Here is a 23,192-nt window from a genome sequence, read left to right on the forward strand (position 1 = left end):
TTTCGTTGTTTTTATTTAGTCAACCCAAGTGCCGTTTGGATACGCAGGATCATGTCCTCGTAATGGAAACGGGTGGCGGGGTCGGAAATGTTTCGTTTGTTTTTCAGCAATTGCAGGATGCTCATCAATTCTCCGCGTTTGACACTGATAGCGTCGCTGACACGGTTGATTTGCGTACTATACATGTCGATGAGGCGGGCATTGCGATTATCGCCGTTCATGGCAGAAGAGCATCCGTGGGCACAGGGTAAGGCCGTGGTATTCAAAGCCGGCAGGGGGGCGTGGAGGCGTTTGTTGATTTTCACACCTTCCTCTTCGGCGGCAGCCGTGATGAGTGCATCGACGAACGACTTTTGCAGATTTCGGGTCATTACGTCGAGTTTTTGTCCGGCTATGGTGGGCTTGAAGATGTGTTTGTGCAACATGCCTACCATTTCCACGGGGGTAAAGGCTTTCTCGCCGTTCTGGAATTCATTTTCAAACATGCGAACCATACGCTTGTTGTCCAACAAGTCCCATAGCAAGTAGTTCAGCGTGTTCTTGTACATGGCGTTAGGGCTTTGTTCCAATGTGCCGAGCGGAGTCTCTTTTAATATATAGGTATAGTCCGAGATAGAGGTGTCGAACAACCAAGCCGGATAGGTGATATACTGATCGATTAGGAATTGTACGGCTTCTTTCTGTTTCTCCTTTTCCACGAAAGTATAAGTCTTTTGGCCGTCGCCGACTTCCGTATTTTCCAAATAGATTCCACCTACATTGGCCATGACATGATAAGGATATAGACCCCATTGGAAGACGGCTCCGGCGTAAAGCTTGGCCGCGTCTTTATAGGTCTGCCCTTCTTCTCCGGTGGTTGTCCATTTGACGATATCCGGAACGATACGTTTCAGGTTCTCTATACCGTAGCCTGCCGATTTCATGGCGTCGTCGCCCAAATCTTCGCTGAGGGAACGGGGATCCACCGCTTCGCGTGCCGATTGTTCCTCTCCATATTTGTATATTTTCTCCGTATGGCTGTCCAACAGTGCACGGAGCTGTCTTTTTTCCGTTTCCTCGTCCGGATACCAACGGTATCCCCATTCGATGGCAAAGCGGTCGTAGGGACCGATGTGTGGGGAGACGTAAGGTACGTGGTCTTCCGGTTGGGCCACATAGTTGAAGCGGGCATAGTCCATGATGGAAGATGCCGTGCCTCCGACCCGTGACATGAATCCGGGGGAACGCAAGGAGTCGGTCGGGTAGGCCCAGGATGCAATCATGTTATGCTTGAGACCCAAAGAATGTCCAACTTCATGGCAAGCCACGAAACGGGCTGCATCTCCCATCAGGCTGTCGGGCAGTTCCGGGTTCCGTACGGCCGGATTGACAGCACCGGTCTGTATGACAATCCATTCGCGCAATAAAGATACGACGTTGTGCCACCAGATGATGTCGGCTTCGATGATTTCGCCTGTACGTGGGTCGATGACCGACGGCCCCATGGCATTGGATTTTTCCGAGGCAGCGTAGGTGAACAAGGAATATTTCAAATCGTCTCCTTCTGCTGCCATACTGTCGGTATATTCCTCCACCCGTATGGCATCTTTGAAACCGGCTTGTTCAAAAGCCGTGTTCCAATCCAAAATACCCTTACGGATATAGGGACGCAGTTGCTTCGGCGTAGCCGGGTCGATATAGAATGTAATCGGTTTCTTCGGGGAGGTCAACTCACCGCGTAAATAAGCCGCTTCGTCTGTTGGCTCCAAACGCCAACGCGTGATGTAGTGGCGGGTTTCAAGTTCTTGTTGGCGGTCGGAATAGCTGAGGCGGTGGCTCGTGAAATATCCGACCTTTTTGCTCTCTTTGCGTCCTCTCATCGGGATTTCAGGCAAAAGGCTGAGTGATGAACTGACCACTACGGTCACGTTTACTTTACTCATGCCTTCCCTTACGATGGTAGTCAGTTCCGAAGTGGCCGTGATATTGCTTTCAAATGCTTTGATGTCCAGAATGCGCGAAAGGTCGGAATTAGCGGATGTGCCAAGATTGATATTGTTGAATACATCATTAAGACCGGTCTGTTTCCCATTGAACAACTCGTCTATTTTGACCACCACTGTACTGGAGTCCGGTGCTACGGCCTCTATTTTCAAACTGGCAATAAGCGGGTTGATATAGTTGTCCGCTACAGATGAGGCTAAAGCATCCGTGGCAGGAACTTCAGGAGTGAGACGTTGTTGGCGGATACATAATTTCTTCCCTTCGCGTTGCCATTCGAAAGTGACGGTTTGATTCTCATAATTGATGCCTTTGTTCACTCCGGCCTCGTTCAATTCCAAAGGCACTTTCTGCAAGCGGTTGGTAACCAGAAATTCACGTCCTAACAGTCGGGTCGGGAATTCCAGATAGAAACTGCCGTTTTTCTTTATGATATTGGCAATTCCTTTGAGGGCAACCGAGTCTCTTCCTGTCAGCTTTTTATAATCAGATGCAACCGAGTCTTTGGGCTCTGCTTTCTTTCTGTTTTTTGCCAGAAGGGGAAAAATGCCTGTATTTGCAGATGCAATAGAAGATTCCGCTATCGTGGTCATAGCGAAAGAAAACAGGCTTATCCATATTATGTTTTTTCTCATTCCTTGTGTTCTATATAATACTTATAATTATGTCTTAATCCAAAATACTATTCATTTTTTGTGCAAAAAGAAAAGTACCCCGACAGTGTTTTCCGACGAGATACTTTGCATTAGATTATTTAAAGACGTACTTCTTTTTATCTCAGACGGGCCAGAGTTTCTTTAATCCGTTTCATGGCCTCGACAATGTTTTCGTCACTGGTGGCATAGCTCATGCGGAAACATTCGGGAGAGCCGAAAGCGTCACCGCCCACTGTAGCCACATGACCCACCTCAAGCAGGTACATGGCAAAATCGGTGGAGTTGTTGATTACACGTTCACCGTCTTTCTTACCGAAATACGAACTGCATTTGGGGAACAGATAGAATGCGCCTTCCGGGCTGTTCACCTCCAATCCGGGGATTTCTTTAGCCAATTTGACAATCAGGTTTTTACGGCGTTCAAAAGCCTGGCGCATATCTTCTACGCACTGTTGTGAACCCGTATAAGCGGCTTCGGCTGCCTTTTGCGAAACGGAACAAGGACCGCTAGTGTACTGGCCCTGTAGCTTGTTACAGCCTTTTACAATCCATTCGGGAGCAGCAATGAAACCGATTCTCCATCCCGTCATGGCGTATGCTTTCGATACTCCGTTGACGATGACTACGCGGTCTTTTATTTCCGCGAACTGGGCGATGCTTTCATGTTTGCCGATATAATTGATGTGCTCGTAAATCTCGTCGGCAATGACAATCACACGTTCATGTCGTGCGAGGACGCGAGCCAGACTGGCCAACTCTTCTTTGGAATATACCGAACCGGTCGGATTGCTGGGAGAGCAGAGAATCAACGCACGTGTTTTCGGCGTGATGGCCGCTTCCAGCTGTTCGGGTGTAATCTTGAAATCTTGTTCTATGCCCGCTTCTACAATGACGGGTTCTCCTTCGGCCAATTTGACCATTTGGGGATAGCTGACCCAATAAGGAGCCGGAATGATCACCTCATCGCCGGCATTGACCAATGCCATGATGGCATTACATACAGATTGTTTGGCGCCGTTGGAGCAAAGAATCTGTGCCGGTGCATAGTCCAAGCCGTTTTCGTTTTTCAGCTTGGCAGAGATGGCTTCGCGCAGTGCGGGATAGCCCGGTACGGGAGAATAGCGTGAATAATTCTCTTCTACGGCTTTGATGGCAGCCGCTTTGATATGGTCCGGGGTGTTGAAATCCGGTTCGCCGACACTTAAATTGATTACATCTACACCTTGTGCTTTCAGCTCGCTGCTTTTTTGAGACATAGCTAAAGTTGCAGAGGGAGAAAGTCTGTTCAAACGGTCTGATAGTTGATTCATATATGTTTCTTAATTTATTGATTCTCGTGGCTTGATGTTGCAAAGTTAGGCAATTCTGCGGATATGTGCTACACTTTTAACTCCTTTTCGATGAAAAAGGTGACTTTTTGGTGTAAAATCAATCTTATTCCCTGCTGTTATTTTCTTTTTCCAAGGATTTTCAGCAGTTGGAGAAACAAATTCAGGAAATCCAGATACAAAGTGAAACTACCCATTAAAGCCAACTTTTGCGTGCTTTCGTCCAGTCCCATTCCGTGTTCACGCAACATGGCCTTGATTTTCTGGGTGTCGTATGCTGTCAGTCCGACAAAAACGAGTACAAGGGCATACGTGATGCCCCAGTCGAGCGTAGTGCTGGCTATAAACCAGTTCGCAATGGTCGCGATGATAAGTCCGATAAGTGCCATGATGAGATATGTTCCCATTTTGCTTAAGTCTTTATGAGTGAAATATCCTACTAAGGACATGGTTCCGAATGTGCCGGCCGTGACAAAGAAAGTAGAGGCGATGGAACCTATTTCGTATACCAGAAAAATGGTAGACAGAGTAACACCGGTAAGGATGGAATACAGAATGAACAATAGAGAGGCGTTGGTGAATGACAACTTGCTGACACGGCCTATCAGGGTAAAGGCTACGACGAGTTCGGCAATGATAAGTCCGAGGAAAACGGCCTGATTCCCCAATATGAATTGCATCAGTGTGGCATTGCCTGCCACGCATGCGGCTGTCAGTCCGGTAATGGCCAAAGCGAATGTCATCCACCGATAGACATTGCGCATGAGTTTGGAAAACACGGAAGCCTGTACCGTCTCTTCCGGGTTATAAGCATATATGTTTTTAGTTTCCATTATGTCGTTGAGAGTAGGGTTATTTATTGAAATGCAATGTGTGTCCCATGCGTTCTTTTTTGGTTCGCATGTATTTTTCGTCGTAAGGGGTGACCGGAACTTCGATGGGAACATTTTCCACGATTTCGAGTCCGTAGGCCTCCAAACCTACACGTTTGACCGGATTGTTCGTCAACAGGCGCATTTTATGTACGCCCAATTCATGCAGGATTTGAGCTCCGACGCCGTATTCGCGTTCATCGGGCAAGAAACCGAGATGTACGTTGGCATCTACGGTGTCCATACCTTCTTCTTGCAATTTATAGGCTTTCATCTTGTTGAAAAGACCTATGCCGCGCCCTTCCTGGTTCATGTAGAGGATAACGCCCTTTCCTGCTTCTTCTACCATGCGCATGGCTTTGTGGAGTTGTGCTCCGCAATCACAACGCTGGCTGCCGAATATGTCTCCGGTGACGCACGAGGAATGTACACGCACTAAAATCGGTTCGTCCGGTTCCCATTCTCCTTTGATAAGCGCCACGTGTTCCAGTCCGTTGCTGATCTGGCGGAAAGTGATGTCGCGGAAGTGCCCGTAGTCGGTAGGCATGTCTACTTCCGGGCCTCGTTCCACCATCGATTCCTGTTTGAGCCGATAGGCAATCAAGTCGCGTATGGCTATGATTTTGATTCCGAAGCGTGCGGACACCTTTTGTAATTCAGGCATGCGGGCCATGGTACCGTCCGGGTTCAGGATTTCGATGAGGGCGGCAGCCGGTTGCAGGCCGGCCAGACGTGCCAGGTCGACAGCGGCTTCTGTATGTCCGGCACGGCGCAGTACGCCTTTGTCTTGCGCATACAGCGGGTTGATATGTCCCGGGCGGCCAAAGGTTTCCGGGCGGGAAGACGGGTCGGCCAATGCGCGGATGGTGGCGGCCCTGTCATGTGCGGAAACCCCGGTGGTACAGCCTTCCAGTTTGTCTATGGTTATGGTGAAAGGGGTTCCTAAGATAGAAGTATTGGTGCTGACCTGATGAGGTAAGTCCAGTTCTTCACTACGTGAAATGGTAATCGGTGCACAGAGCACGCCTCTTCCTTCCTGAAGCATGAAATTTACTTTTTCAGGCGTAATCATTTCCGCAGCCGTGATGAAGTCGCCTTCATTCTCACGGTCTTCGTCATCCACTACTATTATGAACTTGCCTTCTTTGAAGTCGGCAATGGCTTCTTCTATTGTGTTCAGTTTAAATGTATCCATGACTTTATGATGTTTTATTCGATTTCTGATATCTTCTCGATTCGTTCGGCGATAAACGCGCTGTATTTTTTTATTTGTTGTATATCCTTGTAAAGACGCAACCTGTATCGCCAGATTCGGAAATAAAAGAATATGCCCACAGGGAATATGATGCCTAACACCATATTCCACTTATAATTATGGAAGGGGCGCGTATGTGCATGTGTAGGCACGATAGGAAACTTGTTCAGGGCATCCAAGATTGCCGCGTCCCGGCTGTTGGACAGTATGGTGATGAGGTTTTCCATTTTTCGGCTCAGGCTGATAACCTCATGGTCATCTATATTATGGAAGAAAATGTGCAGGTAGTTGGGCGGCAGACGTAACCTGCTCTTTTGTGCGTATGCTTGCCATTCTTGCGACAAAGCCGTGAGTTCCGTTTTTACAACGGGATAATCTGGGTCGTGTATGATGACTTCTTTACGGGCGATATGACGGGATATGCGGAGTCCCAGAATCTTGCGTATCACATTGATATATGCTTCGATATTGAATACGGCCGAGTCTTTATTGGCTTTGTAAGTCAGGAAAATGCCGATAGGGCAGAGTACCATGGAGCTAAGCCATTCGCCGAACCAAGGAATCCATTCCCCGCTTTTTGCCATTTTCTCTCCTGACACGTTGATGATATAATAGAAGATGAAAATGGTGACGGATATGACAACCGGTACACCCAAACCTCCTTTGCGGATGATGGCTCCAAGAGGGGCGCCGATAAAGAAGAAGAACAGGCAGGCTAATGAGAGTGTGAACTTCTTGTGCCATTCCACCCAGTGTGTCCGGGTGGACTGGTCTATATCTTTCGAAATCAAACCGCGAAATTCATATTCGTTAGTGGCTATCGTACTTTTTTGCATGGCGTTCCGTAATACGCCCTGTTGTTGGCTGACGGTCAGTTTGCTGTATAAGGTGTCGAAGTTCAACGTCTGGCGGGCTATCTTGACGGAGTCTTGTGAGGCTATGTTTACTTTCCTTCGATAAGTCGTATTCTGCAAATAGGCAAAAAGCGAGCGTCCGATACTGTCGCTTTTATGCGCCAGAGAATCGAGTCCCGTTTCAATTTCCCGCAAGTTCTTGGTTTGTGCGCTTCCACTGAATACATTGGCATCCATCATGTTGAAATTGTTGTCGAACGGAATCAGGTCGGTTTCTTGGATGAATGTCTCCCTCATGTAAGGCACGTTGGCACGAGCCATCATGTTGCCTTGGGCTTGCATGTTACGAAAACGTTCTCCGGCGTACATCGTCAGCATAAGATGCTTTTCGTCAGCCGTCGTTTTGAGTTCTGCGGAGTCGGCCAATACGATTTGTGCATCTTCATACCCGTCGGTCGTACTATAAATCATGACTCCGTAGAGCATACCGTTTTCCTTTCCTTTCTTCTCCACGAAAATGTTATATCCAGGAATCTCACTGTAGAAAATACCTTCCGGGATTTCCAGTTCAGGCGATTTTTGTTTCATGGAATAGATGAGCGTATAAAACTTCTTTTGGGCTTCCGGGCCGGTTATGTTCTGGAAATAAAATGAACCGATACAAAGTAGGATATTAAAGATGATAATGGGCTGCAGTATGCGGACGAGCGGAATGCCGGCAGCTTTCATGGAAAGCAGTTCGAAACGCTCGCCGAGGTTACCGAAAGTAATGAGCGAGGCTAAAAGAATGGCCAAAGGTAAGGACATGGGGATGAGTGTCAGGCTAGCATAATAAAAGAAGTGTGCGAGGACGTCCAATGTCAAACCTTTCCCGATGAGCTCGTCCACGTATCGCCACATGAATTGCATCAGGAAAATGAAAAGGCAGATGAAAAACGTGCCAACGAAGAGCAAAGAATAGGCTTTGAATACGAATATGTCTATTTTCTTAATGAACTTCATCCCATTGTTGTTCGTACGAATTAACGGACAAAGTTAGTATAAAAAAATATTGTAGCCTTATATTTTAGATGTTTTTATGGAACAGTGTTCTATAAAAGAGACTTTTCGGTGGCTCCTACAAGTGGGTTAAACTTTACTGTGCTGAGAGAAAACAGAATGGAACCTGACTGTACAAAGTGCTTTTTAAAAGGCTCTTTGAAGATAAAATGAAAAAAAGTAGAATTTTCTTTTGGTGGAATGAAAATAATGCGTACCTTTGCAACCGCAAACGCAAGGATGGCGGGATAGCTCAGCTGGTTAGAGCGCATGATTCATAATCATGAGGTCCCCGGTTCAATCCCGGGTCCCGCTACTTCTAAAGTTTATGGGCATTTGAGAGGCTTCCACTCTTGAGTGCTTTTTTTATTTTTATGGGTATTTGCACAGATTTTGCATGGTTTTCCCGATAAATAACGGATAATCAATGAAATCGTAAGGTAATACAGTATTGTTTTGGAAATATTTTAAGGTAACATTGAATATGTTTGTTCTGAAATTCAGTAGAATATTTTGTATTCCAAAACAAAAGCTTTACTTTTGCATAAACAATAAAAGGCATGAGAGTCATAGCGAGAAGCAAAATAATCGAGTATTATACCGAGCATCCTGACGCGGAAACTGCACTCGAAGACTGGTATCAGAAAGTGAAGAAAGCAGAGTGGACTTGTTTTGCTGATATGAAACAGATGTTTAACAGTGTGGATAATGTAGGCAACCAACACTATGTATTCAATATCAGAGGAAACAATTATCGGTTGATTGTAGTAATCAAGTTTACGATAAAAACAGTCTTGATTCGCTTTATCGGTACTCATGCCGAATATGATGTAATTGACGCTAAAAATATATAGACGTATGGCAAAGATTCAGAATGAAACAGCTTATAAGGCAGCAATGGATAGAATAGAAGAACTTCTGCCATTGGTTGATGACAATACGCCTTTAAATGACAAGAATCTGATAGAATTGGATTTGTTGTCAGAACTTGTTGCGGATTATGAAGATGAACACTATCCGATAAAATCACCTTCTTTAGTGGATGTGATAAAACTTCGTATGTATGAAATGGGATTGAATCAGGTGAAACTTTCAGAACTTCTTGGAGTAAGTCCTTCACGTGTCAGCGACTATCTTACGGGACGTTGCGAGCCTACCCTTAAAGTAGCTCGTGAAATGAGCCGGAAACTCAATATTGATGCGAATATAGTGTTAGGTATCTGATGAGAAATTCGTTTTAAAAACGACCATTTGCACGAAAATTGCACAAATATTATATTTTAAAGTTTATGGGCATTTGAGAGGCTTCCACTCTTGAGTGCTTTTTTTATTTTAATCGTTCCCATGTAGTTTCACTGTTTTTGTTTTTCCTGGTATGATGGTCAGGCGGGCCGTGCCGTTTTCTTTTATTTCCACGTTGATATATCGTGCTTCAACCACGACCTTACCGTCCAACATGATGATACCCCATAGGCGAGGATTACCTTCAAAGGCACAGTAGTTGCCTACCGGTGTTTGAAGGTTACGGTAAATTGGTGGTACAATCACCTTGTCCCCCTGTTTCAATCCCCATTTCAGTCCTGATTTGAACGGTTTTGCATGTTGGATCCTGTTTAATCGTTCTTTACGTTTTTGGATTTTTTCCCGTTTTTCTATGCTTTTCCGTTGGGCGGCGCGTTGGGCGGCTTCAGCTTTCAGGCGAGGTATGACCACCTCAAAGGTTTCTTCTTCCGTTTGGGGCTTTTCGTGTGCGATGTATTGCTTGCCTTCTCCTTCTTTGACGAGATAATATTTACCTTCATTGTCTTCAACGATTATACTACCGTCTGGCAACATTCCGCAAAAATGGTAATAGGTTTCGTAATCGTCTGCGAGCAGGCATACGCTGTCATACCCCGATGTGTCATCTTCCTTGTCTACTTGCCTGCATTGGGGCGTAGTCAGAAAATCATAAAATCTCAGGCAGAAACCATGCTGACACACCTGTTGCAGGCTCGTATTCAATTCTTTCTTATACAATATCTTTGTCCGGCTATAGCAAATACCGTCAACTTCCAGCATCTGCACCTTGCCGAAAGTCAGTACCTTAGGTTTTTGTTTATATGACTTTCCGCTCCTCAGGTCGATATAGGACATTTTGCCTCTGTTGTCTGTAGCAGCGAGAAGTTTGTCCTTCAGAAACTTTAGTTTCCTGAAACATTCCAGCTGAATTTTTATTTCGCCGACTTCGTTTACGACTCCGACAGACCAGTTTTTGAAACGTACGGCTGCAAAACCGTCATCTGTATCGAATACCGAAACATACTGTGGGGGAGCTGTTATTTTATTTTCGATTTTCAATCCGTACAAGCCATATACCCTGTCTTTGAAAGCATTCAGGATTTTATGATTAAGGAGACTCTCCAAACTGTCTTTTGCGTTGGTCAAGTAATCCGGGAGCCGATCGTGTGTCATTACCAACTCAAGGGTGTCATTGGGGCGTATGGTGTCATTTGCCGTTAAGCTTTCGGCGGCACAATAATATCCCGTTTCGATGCTATGGGCATTCCCCTTTCCCGCTAATCGTCCTTCGAACATGGTTTGCCAGTCACGGTTTGCAGAGGGGAGGCCGAACATACGGTAGAGTCCCACATTGTCTATCAGCATGCAGTATTCTTTGCCCTTGCTCTTCCTCAATCCGCGTCCCACCTGCTGCAAATATTTGGCCAACGAAAGGGTAGGGCGTGCCATTTGTACGAACTCGATGTCCGGACAATCGAATCCTTCGCTGAATACATCCACGTTGACCAACACCTGTATCCGTCCCTGCTTGAAATCCTCCACGAATTGTTTTCTTTGCAGGGCGGGTGTCTTGCTGTCTATCGCCACGGCATTCATTCCATGCTCGCTGTAGTAAGAAGCGATATTTCGGGCATGTCCGATACTGATGGCATAGACGATGCCTTTCTTTCCGTCAGCATAATGCCTGACACTCTCGTACAATTTTTCGATGGTCGGCCTTTTGTTGAGTATGGTGTCCATTTCCTTGATTTGGAAGTCTCCGTTCCAACTTCGTTTACTCAGGTTGTCAATCAGCTTTTGGTCGTCGCTGTCCGGTTTGATGGAGGCATAGTCGAAGACCGAAAGCCACCCCTTGCTGATGAAGTCGGCAATGCTGTCAGACATGACCAACGTATCGAACAAGTCCGTGAATCCTCTGCGGTTCAGCCGGCACGGAGTGGCTGTCATGCCCAATTTCTTGGTATGGGGGTAACGCGTCCAAAGTTCCTTATAGCTTTCGGCCAAGGCATGATGGGCCTCGTCGATGACTATCAGTGCCGGCGTATTGTGGATGTCGTCCCAGTGGCGTGACAACCATTGGATAGACATTGCCCTTACCCGTCCGTCCTCCTTACGGATACCATATCGTGCGACGGTGTCTTCTATTTGTTCCACCAATTCACGCCGGTGAGCGATAATCCAGACGCACAAATCCTGTTCCGCACTCAAGAGGTCATAAATGATGGATGCCAACAAGTGGGTTTTCCCCGTACCTGTCGGCATCTGCACCATGACACTGGCATGGTTGCGCCACGCATCGAAGACACGTTGCTTGATGTTTTTTTGGTAGTCTCTTAACGAAAGTTCTTTTCCCAAATTGTTCTTGGACATGGGAAATGAAAGCGAAATAAAAAAGAATAATGGAATTATAAAGAAGCCGCCTGGTGGGCGGTTTCTTTTTAGGGAATACTTTAAAAATCAGGTCCGGTTTTTAAAGTATTTAATGAGTTGGCGGTTGTTCGTTGAAAAACTGGCCGAAAGTATTGCCGTTAGGCAGAAGCTATATCGTCAGGCGACAATCCTGTTAATTCGGTAATTTCAGCTGTTGTATAACCTTTCTGTTTCAATTTGCGCGCAATTTCAAAAGCTTTGTTTTGTTCGCCGATGTTTATGCCTTCTGCACGTCCTTCTGCACGTCCTTCTGCACGTCCTTCTGCACGTCCTTCCGCTCTGCCTTCGGCTCGCTCTGTGTAAATGTTGTCGCGCAGAATCACGATGTTGTCCAGATGTCGGTAGTAAGCATCCCGTTCACCTTGTGTCATGTTGTCCACTTTCAATCGCTCACGAACCTCTGCCAACCCCGGTGCATGCGCCGTATCCGAGATATTTCCCGTATTCAAATAGTATATCCATTCTTCCAACGGCGTTTTGGCCACTTTGTTGAAATCGTTCACTTTCAAGATATAATATTCGGGGTAGAGTTGGCTTACCTCGTCCACATTAAAGGTCTGGCGTTGGAACGGGGTCAACTCCAGTAAGTCATTTTCGTGGATGCCACGGAATTCCGTTTTTCCGTGATAGACAAAGTCCTTGCCATGTCCCAAAGAGAAATAAACGATATTCACACTGTACACCTTGCGTACCTTTTCGTAACTTTCTCCACGGTTGATATATTGCGTTACCAATTTGGAGGTTCCGAACAACATACGTTGGAAATAGGCATATTCATTATTGTTTTGCACTTCGATGAGAATCAGTTCTCCACGGGAGTTTACCGCGAGCATGTCCACCCGGTTGTATTTGTCGAACTCCTCTTCCTGGTTGCTTTCGCTTTCCAAAAGGTCACGGATGGTGATCTTCTCGCCTAATAGCGTGGTGAGTAATCCCTCAAGCACGCTGAAATTGGCCTTGTTGCGCAACAGGCGTTTCATAGCCCAGTCAAAACGGATATAGTTAGCCATGGCTCATCGGTTTTAAATATTACTACCAGTTTTTGCAAAGGTAGAAAATCTTTGCGGCAAAGCAATATGTTTTGTGTTTTTTATGCCATTTTCTCTTTTCCTATGTTCCAAAGGAAAAGGGGATTGCCTATAATGTACCTGCGCCACATGCGGCGTGGTTCTTTTATCAGGCGGTAAAGCCATTCCAACGAATGCTCCTGCCACCATTTGGGGGCACGTTGGTACGTACCGGCAAAGAAGTCGAATACGGCTCCTATCGTGCCACAGTGGCAATGGATGTCCAGCTCGTCCCAATGCTCAAATGCCCATTTTTCCTGTTTCGGAGCAGTCATGCCAATCCAAAGCAAGTCCGGACAGGCTTGGTTTATGGCATGGATGATGGCCTCATTGTCCTCCTTGCTGAACTCTGGCTTATAGGGAGGCGAATACGTCTCTACCGTAATGTTGGGATAATCTGTGGCTGCCCTTTTCTTTACCAGTTCCAACACATTCGGGCTGCTTCCCATGAAAAAGCATTTCCCGCCCTTACTGTTCAGCTTGTCCATTTCAAGCACGAACAAATCCCATCCGGCAATCCTTTCTTTCGGTTGTGATTTTGCCTTGAGCCATTTGCACGCTTTCACGATGCTCGCCCCGTCGGGAATCAACACGTCGCCTTTCGCCAAAGCTTCGGCGAATGCCTCGTCTTTCAAAGCCGTGTTGTAAGAATGCGCGTTGATGGTGTTTATCAAAAGTTTGCCTTCAGGCAACATTGCTAAAATGACCTTGCTTTCTATGATAGCAAGGTCTTTCAGTCTTAGCGTCATAATATTATTTATTGAATCCCCTTTGTTTTTAGGGGAGCAGCTAAATAAATTTTTGTCTGTATTAGACAATATATCGAATAAGGTTTTAGGGTGTTGATTTTCAACCACCCTGTTTCTTATTCTGTATAAACTCTATTATTTATCTGTTTTATTTAAAGACTAACTTTCTTGTGAGTTTATAAATAAAACCTGGAAACAAGAAGATAAAAACTAACGTCCATAGTTTTCTGGTTGTTGAAGGTTGGCTTTTCAGCATTTGCCGCCAAATTGGCCGGTAGTCTTTTTTGAATATGCTAGTTTGCGACATAATAGCAAAAAAATCTCTTTTCCCATTGCCCTGTTTGTTCCATAGATCTTGTGCCGATGTTATTATACCCCATCGTTCAAAGTCCGCATACATATTGGGTATACCTATAAAGCGGTAGTACGGGGAGCGGTTCATCCAAGGTCTGTTAAATGGTTTGCGTTGGATGCATAGAGGATAGGTAATGTAATAAATTTTATGGTTTTTGAGGCCGTATAGAACTTTTCCGAGGAACTCGTATCCAAAGTGGGTATCTGTTTTTACTTCTTCTACTACGGTATTTTGATGCCATAAAGAGTTAAGAAATATGAATGATGAGAGGAAGGTGATGTCAAGGGCATGGTGGCTTAGAAATTCATTTGTATTGTTGAATTCTTCCATTGTACACAATGTATGCTTGTCATTAACTTTCAAATTGTTGATGTATAAGACATGATCGTCATATCCAATGAGGCGGTTATAATGTATTAGTCCTGCATCTTTATGCTCTTTTATCGTGTTGAGAAGAATGTCTATTAAATAGTGAACTGGTATATCATCGTCTCCCCACATTAAGATATACTTTCCTTTTGCTGTATTATTGGCACGGCTAATGCTGTAGCCTACATCTACGTGTTTCGTGAAATTTATGTAGTCAAAACACTTATGTTTGTTGCAATACTCTTCGAGGAATCTGTCTGTACCATCTGTTGATGCATTGTTACATATACAAAAAGTCACCTCGTCTCTGTGTCTTTCAATTTGAGGTGCAAAAGCATCAAGTGTTAACTTTAAATAGTCTTTCCTGTTATATGTCGGAAGTACTACTGATAGAAGTATTGTTGCCATATTGTTGTTTTAATATTTATCAATTACATCTTCTATCTTTGTACATGCTGAAAATCCAGTAAGAACGCGTAGTTTTTTACCATCTAAAGCGAGATACTTCATGCCGGTATCAGTGCGTTGTGCAGAACCAAAGCATCCTTTGGGAGTTTCTTTCCCCATAAAATGATGTATCTTTGTCACAATCTCCTTTACGGTCATGGTTTCTTTACCTTCTATATTATACAAACCTGAAGGCAAGTTTTGTTCTATTGCGAGAGCTATCATGCGTGGCACTTCGTGAACATAGATATACTGTCGTGTCTGGTCTCCTGACGTAAAATGCAATTCTTCGCCATTGCGAATGGCATGAACCGTATAAGGTATAAGTCGTTGGGGATTTTCCCTTTCTCCATAAATCGTAGGTATATAAAAATGCCAGTGGATAAAGTCATGTTTATAGGAAGCCACGAATTTACTCAACATCCTTTTGCTCACCGTATAATCGTTAGGGGCAGGACATGTAGATGTAAGCAGATCCATTTCGGTAAAGAAACGTTTTTCTTCTGTCTCGCCCATTTCAAACACACTGCCGAATGTGATAAAACGTCCTTTATAATCTAATTCTTTTAATTTATTGCAAATTAAGACAGGAACTGTTACATTCAGATTATAAATAAGATTATAATTTTCTTTCAAGTTTGATTGTATGCCCGCACCGATAGCATATATCACCACATCGCTTGACAGTAACTTGCTACAATCCAAGTCTGCGTCCATTAAGTCCACTTTATGGAAGTTGTCGTACTTATGTTCCATTGGCTTGTCAAGCCCGTACATATCCAACTCATACCCTTTATCGTTACAATACTGGGCGATAGCTGTGGAAAGGAATCCGTTGGTTCCTAATATTGAGTATTTCATTTTAATATGATGTAAACTTGTTAATTTCTTCTATGCAGAGTTGGTAGACATTCTCTGTTTTATATCTTTTATACCAATCAGCTACAAGGTTCATGCATTGCTGCATATTCATTCTTGGTTGCCATCCGAGTTCGGTCTTTGCCTTATTTATATTTAGCATAAGAAGTTTCGCTTCGTGCACGGCGTTCGGGTCAGATGTGTCTTTTAATTCTCCGTGTCCAAAATTCTTGACTAATTCCATTGCAACCTCCCAAACAGTAGATACAGACTCGCTTTCGGGGCCAAAGTTCCAACCTTCGCAATACCTAGTCGGATTGTTCCACATTTTCATAGCTAATAGCATATAGCCAGACAAGGGCTCTAACACATGTTCCCAAGGACGTATGGATTTAGGCGAACGTATGTTGATCTCCTGTCCGGCTTCCAATGCACGTATACAGTCGGGAATTATTCGGTCAAGTGCCCAATCACCTCCTCCGATGACATTGCCTGCACGTACGCTGGCCAACGATACGGTATGTTTCTTGCCGTAGTCATCTGGATTGAAAAAAGAACGGCGCCAACTTTGGATGGCTATTTCAGCTGCCCCTTTACTGGACGAATATGGGTCGTAACCACCAAATGGATCCGTTTCTACATAGCCGTTCATTTGTTCGTTGTTATCGTAGCACTTATCTGTGGTAATCATAATACCAACTTTTACCGATGTTGTAGCACGGATCGCTTCCATTACGTGAATCGTACCCATAACGTTCACCTCATAGGTTTCAACGGGGATTTCGTAGCTTAGCCTTACAAGCGGTTGAGCCGCAAGGTGGAATACGATTTCAGGTTGGTATTTGGCAAAAATCTCTTTTATTAGCTTTCCGTTGCGGATGTCTGCCCGGATGTCTGCCAACAGCCTGTCCCCGATGCCGGAAAGGGTGTAGTTGTCCTTTTCGCTATAAGGGTCAAGGGCTACACCTATGACATTGGCTCCAAGTTCGTGAAGCCAAATAGAAAGCCAAGAACCCTTGAATCCAGTATGTCCCGTTACAAGTATTCGTTTTCCACGGAAAAAATTATTAAATATATCTATCATTTTGAATACTACATTATATTATATGCAATTGTGTCTTTCGGGTCATATAGCAAGTCTGTATATGCCAACAATATAAAATCCCTATCAGAATTATTGATTACCACATGTGCAACATTGTTAGGGACAAAGACCGTAATGGCTTTTTCCAGACTCATTTCAATGTCTTTGCGCTTATGCGTTACCACATCTTCGAGTCTTAGAATAGCGTTACCTTCAATAATGGTAAACCATTCTACCGCTTTGGGATGATAATGTCCTCCTTTGGCTTGTCCCGGCTTGCCCATGGTTAGATAAACCTCTCCGGTATGTTGGGGTATTCCCTCTTCTGTACCTGTAATAGCCTTTAAAAACCATCCTCTTTCATCAGAGATAAGTCGACGAGGGATTATTTTGACTTGTTCTATTTGTTCCATATACATTTAAATATTTCCAGTTTGTTTTCTTGCCTCTATACTTGGCACTGCACGTTCCCATCGTTTCCATGGGGCTTTGTCTTCAGAGAGCAATTTTTCAAGCATGTTTTTTTCTCGTATGTTATCCATGCATTGCCAAAAACCTTTGTGAATGTATGACATCAATTCTCCTTCAGCCGCAAGTTTTACAAGTGCCGTTTTCTCAAATACGCAGTCATCACCGTCGAGCATCTCGAATATCTCTGGCTGCAACACCATGTATCCTGCATTGATGGGACTATCGTCCAAGGTGTTTTTTTCTCGGAATGATCGGACGGAATTGTTCTCAGATATGTCTAACACACCCTTGTCTTGTGCCATTTTTACGGCTGTCAGGGTTGCCAGTTTGCCATGGCTTTGGTGGAAAGCCAACAACTTGTCTATTTCCACGTCACAAACGCCATCACCATAGGTCATCATGAATGTTTCGTTGCCAACATACTTTTGTATGCGTTTTATGCGTCCTCCGGTCATGGTGTTGTAACCAGTGTCTACCACTGTTACTTTCCACGGTTCCATGTTAGAGTTGTGTACGCTCATCTCATTTTTCCCGCTGCGGTAGTCGAAAGTCACATCAGAATTATGGAGGAAGTAATTGGCAAACCATTCTTTAATGTATTCTTGTTTGTAGCCCGCACAGATTATGAACTCCGTATGTCCGTAATAGGCATACTCTTTCATGATATGCCATAGTATGGGCATTCCACCGATTTCTATCATGGGCTTGGGCTTGAATTGGCTTTCTTCGCTTATGCGCGAGCCGAAGCCACCGGCTAAAAGGACTACTTTCATAGTGTTGTGTTTTTATATTGTTGTTTCCCTATTTGCTCCTTGCTCCAGTTAACAGGTTGAGTAAGCGAGGGGCGTATCGTTTTAACAGGGCGTAAGCGGCATAGCTGTAGGCAGTGGCGAAAGCAACTAAAATGAATGGCGCGATGTAAAGTATGAGACCTGAAGGATGCAATGCCTTGTAGGAAATCTTTAATACATATCCCATCCAAGGCTCATGGAAGGCATAGATGAAAAACGAAGCTGTCGATACAGCCGTGAGCCATTGGATGCCACTTATTGATATTACCGAGACGCACTTGTATATTGCCACAAAGTGTATGATACCGAATATGGCATGTACTGTCTCATAGTGCCAATCATAGTAGAATGAAATTATGGTAGTAATTAATGTGGATATCCATACAACAAGAAGTAAATTCCCGTTAAAACATTCAATCCATGCAAATAAATTTTTCCCTTTTATAGCAAACCAAGAACCCATACCAAACCAAAACAATGTACTGCTCGACATGCCAGTTACGTTAAAAGAGTAAAACAAATATACGCATATAAGTAATAAGGGGAATGACCATTTCATCGTCTTTACCAACAGACGGATGGCAGGAGTCAGCATTATAATCACAATAAGATCTCTAAGAAACCACATTGTACTAAGTATAGGTGCGCCATTTCTGATATTCCAAAACATCTTTATATAGTCTAAGGTCTCAAAGTCAGCTATTTTCTTTAGGGAGTTGCCTGAAAACAAATGTGCTAATCCAAGTACTTCTTGTAGTATGAACGGGATAATAAACCCCACTATACACCATAATATATATGGTATAAGCAATGTCTTTACTCTTTTTTCCCATTTTTCAATAATACTACCAGGTCTTAAGAAAAACAAAAAACCGCTTACAAGAAAAAACATTGGAACTGCATTATCCACGAGTATTCGTGTCACTACTTGTGTCCACATGCCTAATGCTGACTTGTCGTCAAGATTAGGTATTGCATCTTTAATATTAGCATGTATAAAAAGAACCAATAATATACTTACACCTTTAAGTAAGTTGATATTATTACTTTGTTTTTGAGATAATATTATCATACGTTTTTCCTGATTTTATTTTCCAATATGCACATGGCATACAAAGCCATGGTTATGCTGTGTTTCATACAGAAGAAAAATACACGTTGTTTCAAAGGTAAGCGATGGTATGGATAGTCTGAATAAATGGCCTTCATGCGTTTGTCATTGCATCTCATCCTGATATTTTGGTATTTCTTTCCATTTATGTTTTTTACAGCCTCATATTTGATGATGTTACGGAAGAAATAGAAAATGAAGCGTTGGTAATGCAACTTATATTGGTTTTCGGGCAAACAGTGTTCAAACCGTTCCTTCACTTCATCAAACAGGTGGCAGTAGGTTGTAAATTTAGCGTGGGTATAGTTGCGTGATAATGATAATGGGTTGTAGCGGTAATTGTAGCCGACGAAAGGTATATATCCTATCCGTGTGGCATGCATCAGGAAATCCATGTTGAACGGGATGTCTTCCGACCCATTATCACGTTCATTTTCGAAACGTATGCTGTTTTCTTCTATTATTTGTCGGCTGTATATTGCACGCCACGCTGATACCAGATACTTCACGTCCGATGGATATTCGGGCAGTGGTCCTATCATGTCCATCATATACTTTTTCACTTCATCGGCAGTCTCTTTAGTGAAAGTCTCCTTTATTTCGCGTGACTCTGCAAATTTTCCCCCAAGGTCATAACGATAGTTACACCAACAAGCATCAAGCCTTTTTGTTTTTGCTTCATTGTATAACATCTCATACATCTTATTGTCCACATAATCATCGGAATCAATGAATGCCACATATTCACCAGTGGCAATGTCAAGACCCGAATTGCGTGCATAACCTAATCCTTCATTCGTCTTTTTGTGGATGACCTTTATCCTATAGTCTTTGGATGCCCATTTGTCGCACATTTCGGGCACTCGGTCGGGCGATACGTCATCGACAAGTATTATTTCTATATCCTCCAATGTTTGTTCCACAAGAGAATTCATACAGGCATCGAGATACCGTTCTACCTCGTAACACGGTACTATTAATGAGATTTTAGCCTTATTCATTCTGAAAATATTTATTGGATTTACAGTAGTTTCCTTATGAAGGATTTTAAGAATACAACTACATTTTCTATTAGATTTTTTATTTTAGGATTTTGGAAACTGTAAGCTTTTTTTAAGTATTCTAACCCAATTCTATATTTTCCATAATATACTAAACTGTTTGCTAAGTTTAGGTATAAATATTGATATATTGCATTCTTTTTTTGATATGTTTCAAAATCCATTTTATATTTGTTTAAAAAGAACTCTAAATACTCAATTTGTTTTAGCGGTTCATTGGTTATGACTGAAGTTGTTGTAACATGTTTAATTAATAATGGCATTTGGAACGTACTAATCATGAGATATTTTCTGAAAAAACGAATGTATAGTTCCCAATCCTGATGTCTACGGAAAGACTCATCAAAACCGTTAAGTTCTTCAAGTGCGTTTCGTCGGAACAAAACGGAAGATGTATTGAAGTGTGCATTACCACTTAAGATTGCTTCTATAAGATTCCCATTTTGTTGGCATTTTACTATATCTTGATGATGGTGATATTGAATTATAGAATCACAACAACAAGCTGCATATTTTATGTTTTTTTCTAGTAAATCAACTTGATTTTTTATTTTGTCTGGCAAGAACTCGTCATCATCGTCCAAGAAATTTACGTATATTCCCTTGCTAGCTTTAAGGCCAGTATTACGAGCGGTAGCTCCATTTTTATTTATGTCGTGCTTGATATATTTAACTTCTCCTTTTTTTATATAATTACGTATTGCCTTCTCCGTTTCTATCTGGTATTTACTACCGATTCCATTATCGTCAACAATGATGATTTCAATATTTTTATAAGTCTGTGACAAAGTACTTTTGATGGCACGTTCTAAGTTATAAGGCCTGGAAAATGTAGGTATGATTACACTTACCAAATCATTCTTTTTATTTTTCATAACGGCTATTGCATTAATGAATAATATGCACTCTCTAGTTGTTTTGCAATGTGGCTTGGTGAATACGTTTCTTTTATATGTTCTGATAATATTGGTTGTGTAGTCACTTTCCCGTCTAAATATCCTTTTATAGCATAGCCTATTTCATCTACACTATATGGATTGACTAATGAGGCCATACCGGCATAGTATTCTTTAGGGCCTGGAATATCAGAAATGACAATTTCACAGCCGTAAAGAGCCGCATCTACGGCAACTATACCTACACCTTCATATAAGCTAGGTAGGGCAAAAACCTTGGCTGTTTTATAAAGTTCTAATTTTTTTTCTTCTGATATAAATCCTAAAACTTTAATATTGTCACATCCTGAAATTTCTTTTTCTAAATGATAATATGCTTCTGGAGTTCCCTTATTCCCTGCCAAAACCAATTCAAAATTGTATTTCTTTGCTGCTTTTATTAATCTCAGGACATTTTTCCTTTCTTGGGTTATGGAGCTAATATGTAAACAGAAAGGTTTTCGTTTGCTCTGTTCCCCTTCACTTATACAGCCTTCTTTGTATGAGTATGCCAAAGGGATGTGAGCCAATTTAGAAATGTCTACTCCTTTTATTTTTGTGAGATACTCTGCTTCACATTGTGATCTCACAAATATTAGTTTGAAATTATCATATTTGTCTTGAGTTAAGAATCTTGTAAAAGGGAAGAGTATTCTTATGTAGTTCTTCAGAATAATGGACTTATTTTCCAATTTTATAGGCTTTGGGTCAATAATTGGCGAGAAACAAATGTTAGGGTTTATGTGTTTTAACCTAAATGCAACATCGTTGTGCCATGAACCGCTACACCCAAAAAGATGTATTATATCAAATGATTTCCAATCATAGTGTTTCCAGTTATTTATAAAAGTTATGCTATGTCCAAGTCTTTTTAAGGAAACAGCCCAATTCTCAGCTTGACTACGTATTCCATTAGATTGCCCGGAAATTATAACCTCTGGATAAAGAATATAAGCTATATTCATTGTTGTTGCTTGTTTGGTAATGAGATGTTTTTTAAATGTTTGTTGGGGTATATTAAAAATAATGGTAGCCAAAACAGTTCCATTCCCAAAATTGTACCGGTAGATAATAGTAACAATATGTTGAATATAAATATCATTGGGATTAATATATCGTTGTTTTTGATAAGTTGTATACTGTTATATAAAGCGCGGAATATCAAAACGCATAAAAACAATGAAAAAAAAATTCCGAAAGTCATAAGTATTTCTAGAAAAAAATTGTGTGGGTATGTTCCTTTAAATGGGCCTTCCAAAATTCTAAAATGTGAGCCTAAAAAAGGATGGTCGAATATTTGTCTGATAGCATAAGAATATATGGAAAATTCTCCAACTCGACCTGATGCACCATCAGATTCAATGTTTGCAAAGCGGCTGAATAATTCTATATCATTATTTTCGGAGAAGTGTTGGACAAATAAATAGATTAATACGACCATAGGTAGAAATAGAATCGTTTTTTTTGATAAAAAATGAATTGCATATATTAAAATAGTAAATGTCATATAAATAATAGGGCCTCTTTTATTGCATAACATAACTACGATTAGACTAAATAGTATTGCTGTTATGGATATTGTACTTATGAATTTAGATGGTTTATGTCTTAAAAGGTGTAAAGCAGAAAATATTGATAGCGAAGCGTAAGAACAGATATTAAATGGAGATAAAATATTCAATGCTGCAAAATCTGAAGATGAATCATAAATTAGATAAAAGACCATGTTGCCTTTCAATACATAAAGTAGAAGAGTAAATGTATTAATTATTAAAATGTATTTGGATACAATGATGTAGTCAACTTTTTTTCTAATATAATTGCTACTTCCAAGTAGTAATATCATAGTAATTGCTAACAGTATAAAACTATAATAAGATTGCGGGACGCCGACCATGTTATTTAAAGGAATCTTGTTTTCAAGTATATAGAATGTTATATATAACATATAAACAAAAAAAATGAAGAAAAGTATCTTGTTGTTTCTGTTTAGTATGCCAATTCTAAATCGTATACTATATAGAATACAAAGAAAGGCTACAATACGAACAATCCAATTATATAAAGCCCATACTCCATTATAAATATACATATCGCAAAATAGCGCGGGGAAAGGAATAGCAAGTAGAATTATAAGTAATGCGTTTGCTAGTTTTGGTTGAAGCATATAGTATATCTGTTTTATTAATTGTCTTTATAG

The 23,192-nt window shown here is 42.1% G+C and carries 20 protein-coding genes and 1 tRNA gene; 3 read left to right on the top strand and 18 right to left on the bottom strand.

What is annotated here, in order from left to right; translation table 11 throughout:
• Positions 1 to 11: 11 nt before the first annotated feature.
• From E0E47_RS13475 to E0E47_RS13495, 5 genes are all read right to left on the bottom strand, one after another.
• The gene (locus tag E0E47_RS13475; protein ID WP_130893968.1) at positions 12 to 2,615 is read right to left on the bottom strand and encodes a zinc-dependent metalloprotease; all 2,604 of its coding nucleotides are present in this window, start codon (positions 2,613 to 2,615) and stop codon (positions 12 to 14) included.
• A 137-nt stretch (positions 2,616 to 2,752) separates the two neighbouring features.
• Positions 2,753 to 3,946 (bottom strand): pyridoxal phosphate-dependent aminotransferase, encoded by a 1,194-nt coding sequence (locus tag E0E47_RS13480; RefSeq protein WP_130893969.1) that lies wholly within the window; start codon positions 3,944 to 3,946, stop codon positions 2,753 to 2,755.
• Positions 3,947 to 4,083: 137 nt separating this feature from the next.
• The gene (locus E0E47_RS13485; RefSeq protein WP_008628386.1) at positions 4,084 to 4,797 is read right to left on the bottom strand and encodes a Bax inhibitor-1/YccA family protein; all 714 of its coding nucleotides are present in this window, start codon (positions 4,795 to 4,797) and stop codon (positions 4,084 to 4,086) included.
• Positions 4,798 to 4,816: 19 nt separating this feature from the next.
• Entirely contained in the window at positions 4,817 to 6,031 is a 1,215-nt protein-coding gene (locus E0E47_RS13490; RefSeq protein ID WP_008628388.1) for a bifunctional 3,4-dihydroxy-2-butanone-4-phosphate synthase/GTP cyclohydrolase II, read from the bottom strand.
• A 14-nt stretch (positions 6,032 to 6,045) separates the two neighbouring features.
• The gene (locus E0E47_RS13495) at positions 6,046 to 7,947 is read right to left on the bottom strand and encodes an LptF/LptG family permease (protein ID WP_130893970.1); all 1,902 of its coding nucleotides are present in this window, start codon (positions 7,945 to 7,947) and stop codon (positions 6,046 to 6,048) included.
• A 278-nt stretch (positions 7,948 to 8,225) separates the two neighbouring features.
• Between E0E47_RS13495 and E0E47_RS13500 the strand changes: the two genes are divergently transcribed.
• The 3 genes from E0E47_RS13500 (at position 8,226) to E0E47_RS13510 (ending at position 9,207) form a co-directional block, all read left to right on the top strand.
• Positions 8,226 to 8,299, top strand: a tRNA-Met gene (locus E0E47_RS13500).
• Between the two features lie 244 nt (positions 8,300 to 8,543).
• The gene (locus E0E47_RS13505; RefSeq protein WP_008628396.1) at positions 8,544 to 8,837 is read left to right on the top strand and encodes a type II toxin-antitoxin system HigB family toxin; all 294 of its coding nucleotides are present in this window, start codon (positions 8,544 to 8,546) and stop codon (positions 8,835 to 8,837) included.
• Positions 8,838 to 8,841: 4 nt separating this feature from the next.
• Positions 8,842 to 9,207 carry a helix-turn-helix domain-containing protein gene (locus E0E47_RS13510; protein WP_130893971.1) on the top strand — a complete coding sequence of 122 codons (366 nt, stop codon included), beginning with the start codon at positions 8,842 to 8,844 and terminating at the stop codon, positions 9,205 to 9,207.
• A 108-nt stretch (positions 9,208 to 9,315) separates the two neighbouring features.
• Here E0E47_RS13510 and E0E47_RS13515 read toward each other — a convergent pair whose 3' ends face one another.
• The 13 genes from E0E47_RS13515 to E0E47_RS17820 all read right to left on the bottom strand — a co-directional run bounded on the left by E0E47_RS13515 (position 9,316) and on the right by E0E47_RS17820 (position 23,159).
• Entirely contained in the window at positions 9,316 to 11,634 is a 2,319-nt protein-coding gene (locus tag E0E47_RS13515; RefSeq protein ID WP_130893972.1) for a DEAD/DEAH box helicase, read from the bottom strand.
• Positions 11,635 to 11,792: 158 nt separating this feature from the next.
• On the bottom strand, positions 11,793 to 12,704 hold the full coding sequence (locus E0E47_RS13520; protein WP_130893973.1) for an Rpn family recombination-promoting nuclease/putative transposase: 912 nt from the start codon (positions 12,702 to 12,704) through the stop codon (positions 11,793 to 11,795).
• 80 nt (positions 12,705 to 12,784) lie between these two features.
• Complete coding sequence (locus E0E47_RS13525; RefSeq protein WP_130893974.1) at positions 12,785 to 13,510, bottom strand: WecB/TagA/CpsF family glycosyltransferase; 726 nt, start codon at positions 13,508 to 13,510, stop codon at positions 12,785 to 12,787.
• A gap of 148 nt (positions 13,511 to 13,658) precedes the next feature.
• Positions 13,659 to 14,642, bottom strand: coding sequence for a glycosyltransferase family 2 protein (locus E0E47_RS13530; protein WP_130893975.1), 984 nt, complete (start codon positions 14,640 to 14,642; stop codon positions 13,659 to 13,661).
• Between the two features lie 9 nt (positions 14,643 to 14,651).
• Positions 14,652 to 15,542 carry an NAD-dependent epimerase/dehydratase family protein gene (locus tag E0E47_RS13535; RefSeq protein ID WP_130893976.1) on the bottom strand — a complete coding sequence of 297 codons (891 nt, stop codon included), beginning with the start codon at positions 15,540 to 15,542 and terminating at the stop codon, positions 14,652 to 14,654.
• Between the two features lies 1 nt (position 15,543).
• Positions 15,544 to 16,623 carry a CDP-glucose 4,6-dehydratase gene (gene rfbG, locus E0E47_RS13540; protein WP_130893977.1) on the bottom strand — a complete coding sequence of 360 codons (1,080 nt, stop codon included), beginning with the start codon at positions 16,621 to 16,623 and terminating at the stop codon, positions 15,544 to 15,546.
• 8 nt (positions 16,624 to 16,631) lie between these two features.
• On the bottom strand, positions 16,632 to 17,036 hold the full coding sequence (locus E0E47_RS13545) for a polysaccharide biosynthesis C-terminal domain-containing protein (RefSeq protein WP_040602991.1): 405 nt from the start codon (positions 17,034 to 17,036) through the stop codon (positions 16,632 to 16,634).
• A gap of 6 nt (positions 17,037 to 17,042) precedes the next feature.
• Positions 17,043 to 17,867: a glucose-1-phosphate cytidylyltransferase gene (rfbF, locus tag E0E47_RS13550; RefSeq protein WP_130893978.1), complete on the bottom strand. Its 825-nt coding sequence runs from the start codon at positions 17,865 to 17,867 to the stop codon at positions 17,043 to 17,045.
• Positions 17,868 to 17,895: 28 nt separating this feature from the next.
• The gene (locus E0E47_RS13555; RefSeq protein ID WP_130893979.1) at positions 17,896 to 18,957 is read right to left on the bottom strand and encodes an acyltransferase family protein; all 1,062 of its coding nucleotides are present in this window, start codon (positions 18,955 to 18,957) and stop codon (positions 17,896 to 17,898) included.
• On the bottom strand, positions 18,954 to 19,997 hold the full coding sequence (locus tag E0E47_RS13560; RefSeq protein ID WP_130893980.1) for a glycosyltransferase: 1,044 nt from the start codon (positions 19,995 to 19,997) through the stop codon (positions 18,954 to 18,956). Before E0E47_RS13560 ends, E0E47_RS13555 begins: the two co-directional genes overlap by 4 nt.
• A gap of 20 nt (positions 19,998 to 20,017) precedes the next feature.
• A complete protein-coding gene (locus tag E0E47_RS13565; RefSeq protein WP_008628411.1) occupies positions 20,018 to 20,932 on the bottom strand; it encodes a glycosyltransferase family 2 protein in 915 nt (304 codons plus the stop codon).
• A 5-nt stretch (positions 20,933 to 20,937) separates the two neighbouring features.
• Complete coding sequence (locus E0E47_RS13570; RefSeq protein WP_008628412.1) at positions 20,938 to 21,957, bottom strand: glycosyltransferase family 4 protein; 1,020 nt, start codon at positions 21,955 to 21,957, stop codon at positions 20,938 to 20,940.
• Positions 21,954 to 23,159 (bottom strand): O-antigen ligase family protein, encoded by a 1,206-nt coding sequence (locus E0E47_RS17820; RefSeq protein ID WP_130893981.1) that lies wholly within the window; start codon positions 23,157 to 23,159, stop codon positions 21,954 to 21,956. The genes E0E47_RS13570 and E0E47_RS17820 overlap by 4 nt, the downstream gene beginning before the upstream one ends.
• Positions 23,160 to 23,192: the final 33 nt, after the last annotated feature.

It is taken from the genome of Paraprevotella xylaniphila YIT 11841 (assembly GCF_900683745.1).
GTDB lineage: Bacteria > Bacteroidota > Bacteroidia > Bacteroidales > Bacteroidaceae > Paraprevotella > Paraprevotella xylaniphila.

Coding starts and splice junctions, on each gene's coding strand:
- E0E47_RS13525 (WP_130893974.1), bottom strand. CDS start 13,510: ATGACGCTAAGACTGAAAGACCTTGCTATCATAGAAAGCAAGGTCATT.
- E0E47_RS13565 (WP_008628411.1), bottom strand. CDS start 20,932: ATGAAAAATAAAAAGAATGATTTGGTAAGTGTAATCATACCTACATTT.
- rfbF (WP_130893978.1), bottom strand. CDS start 17,867: ATGAAAGTAGTCCTTTTAGCCGGTGGCTTCGGCTCGCGCATAAGCGAA.
- E0E47_RS13555 (WP_130893979.1), bottom strand. CDS start 18,957: ATGATAATATTATCTCAAAAACAAAGTAATAATATCAACTTACTTAAA.
- E0E47_RS13510 (WP_130893971.1), top strand. CDS start 8,842: ATGGCAAAGATTCAGAATGAAACAGCTTATAAGGCAGCAATGGATAGA.
- E0E47_RS13475 (WP_130893968.1), bottom strand. CDS start 2,615: ATGAGAAAAAACATAATATGGATAAGCCTGTTTTCTTTCGCTATGACC.
- E0E47_RS13485 (WP_008628386.1), bottom strand. CDS start 4,797: ATGGAAACTAAAAACATATATGCTTATAACCCGGAAGAGACGGTACAG.
- E0E47_RS13490 (WP_008628388.1), bottom strand. CDS start 6,031: ATGGATACATTTAAACTGAACACAATAGAAGAAGCCATTGCCGACTTC.
- E0E47_RS13545 (WP_040602991.1), bottom strand. CDS start 17,036: ATGGAACAAATAGAACAAGTCAAAATAATCCCTCGTCGACTTATCTCT.
- E0E47_RS17820 (WP_130893981.1), bottom strand. CDS start 23,159: ATGCTTCAACCAAAACTAGCAAACGCATTACTTATAATTCTACTTGCT.
- E0E47_RS13495 (WP_130893970.1), bottom strand. CDS start 7,947: ATGAAGTTCATTAAGAAAATAGACATATTCGTATTCAAAGCCTATTCT.
- E0E47_RS13535 (WP_130893976.1), bottom strand. CDS start 15,542: ATGAAATACTCAATATTAGGAACCAACGGATTCCTTTCCACAGCTATC.
- E0E47_RS13515 (WP_130893972.1), bottom strand. CDS start 11,634: ATGTCCAAGAACAATTTGGGAAAAGAACTTTCGTTAAGAGACTACCAA.
- E0E47_RS13560 (WP_130893980.1), bottom strand. CDS start 19,997: ATGAATAAGGCTAAAATCTCATTAATAGTACCGTGTTACGAGGTAGAA.
- rfbG (WP_130893977.1), bottom strand. CDS start 16,623: ATGATAGATATATTTAATAATTTTTTCCGTGGAAAACGAATACTTGTA.
- E0E47_RS13530 (WP_130893975.1), bottom strand. CDS start 14,642: ATGGCAACAATACTTCTATCAGTAGTACTTCCGACATATAACAGGAAA.
- E0E47_RS13520 (WP_130893973.1), bottom strand. CDS start 12,704: ATGGCTAACTATATCCGTTTTGACTGGGCTATGAAACGCCTGTTGCGC.
- E0E47_RS13480 (WP_130893969.1), bottom strand. CDS start 3,946: ATGAATCAACTATCAGACCGTTTGAACAGACTTTCTCCCTCTGCAACT.
- E0E47_RS13570 (WP_008628412.1), bottom strand. CDS start 21,957: ATGAATATAGCTTATATTCTTTATCCAGAGGTTATAATTTCCGGGCAA.
- E0E47_RS13505 (WP_008628396.1), top strand. CDS start 8,544: ATGAGAGTCATAGCGAGAAGCAAAATAATCGAGTATTATACCGAGCAT.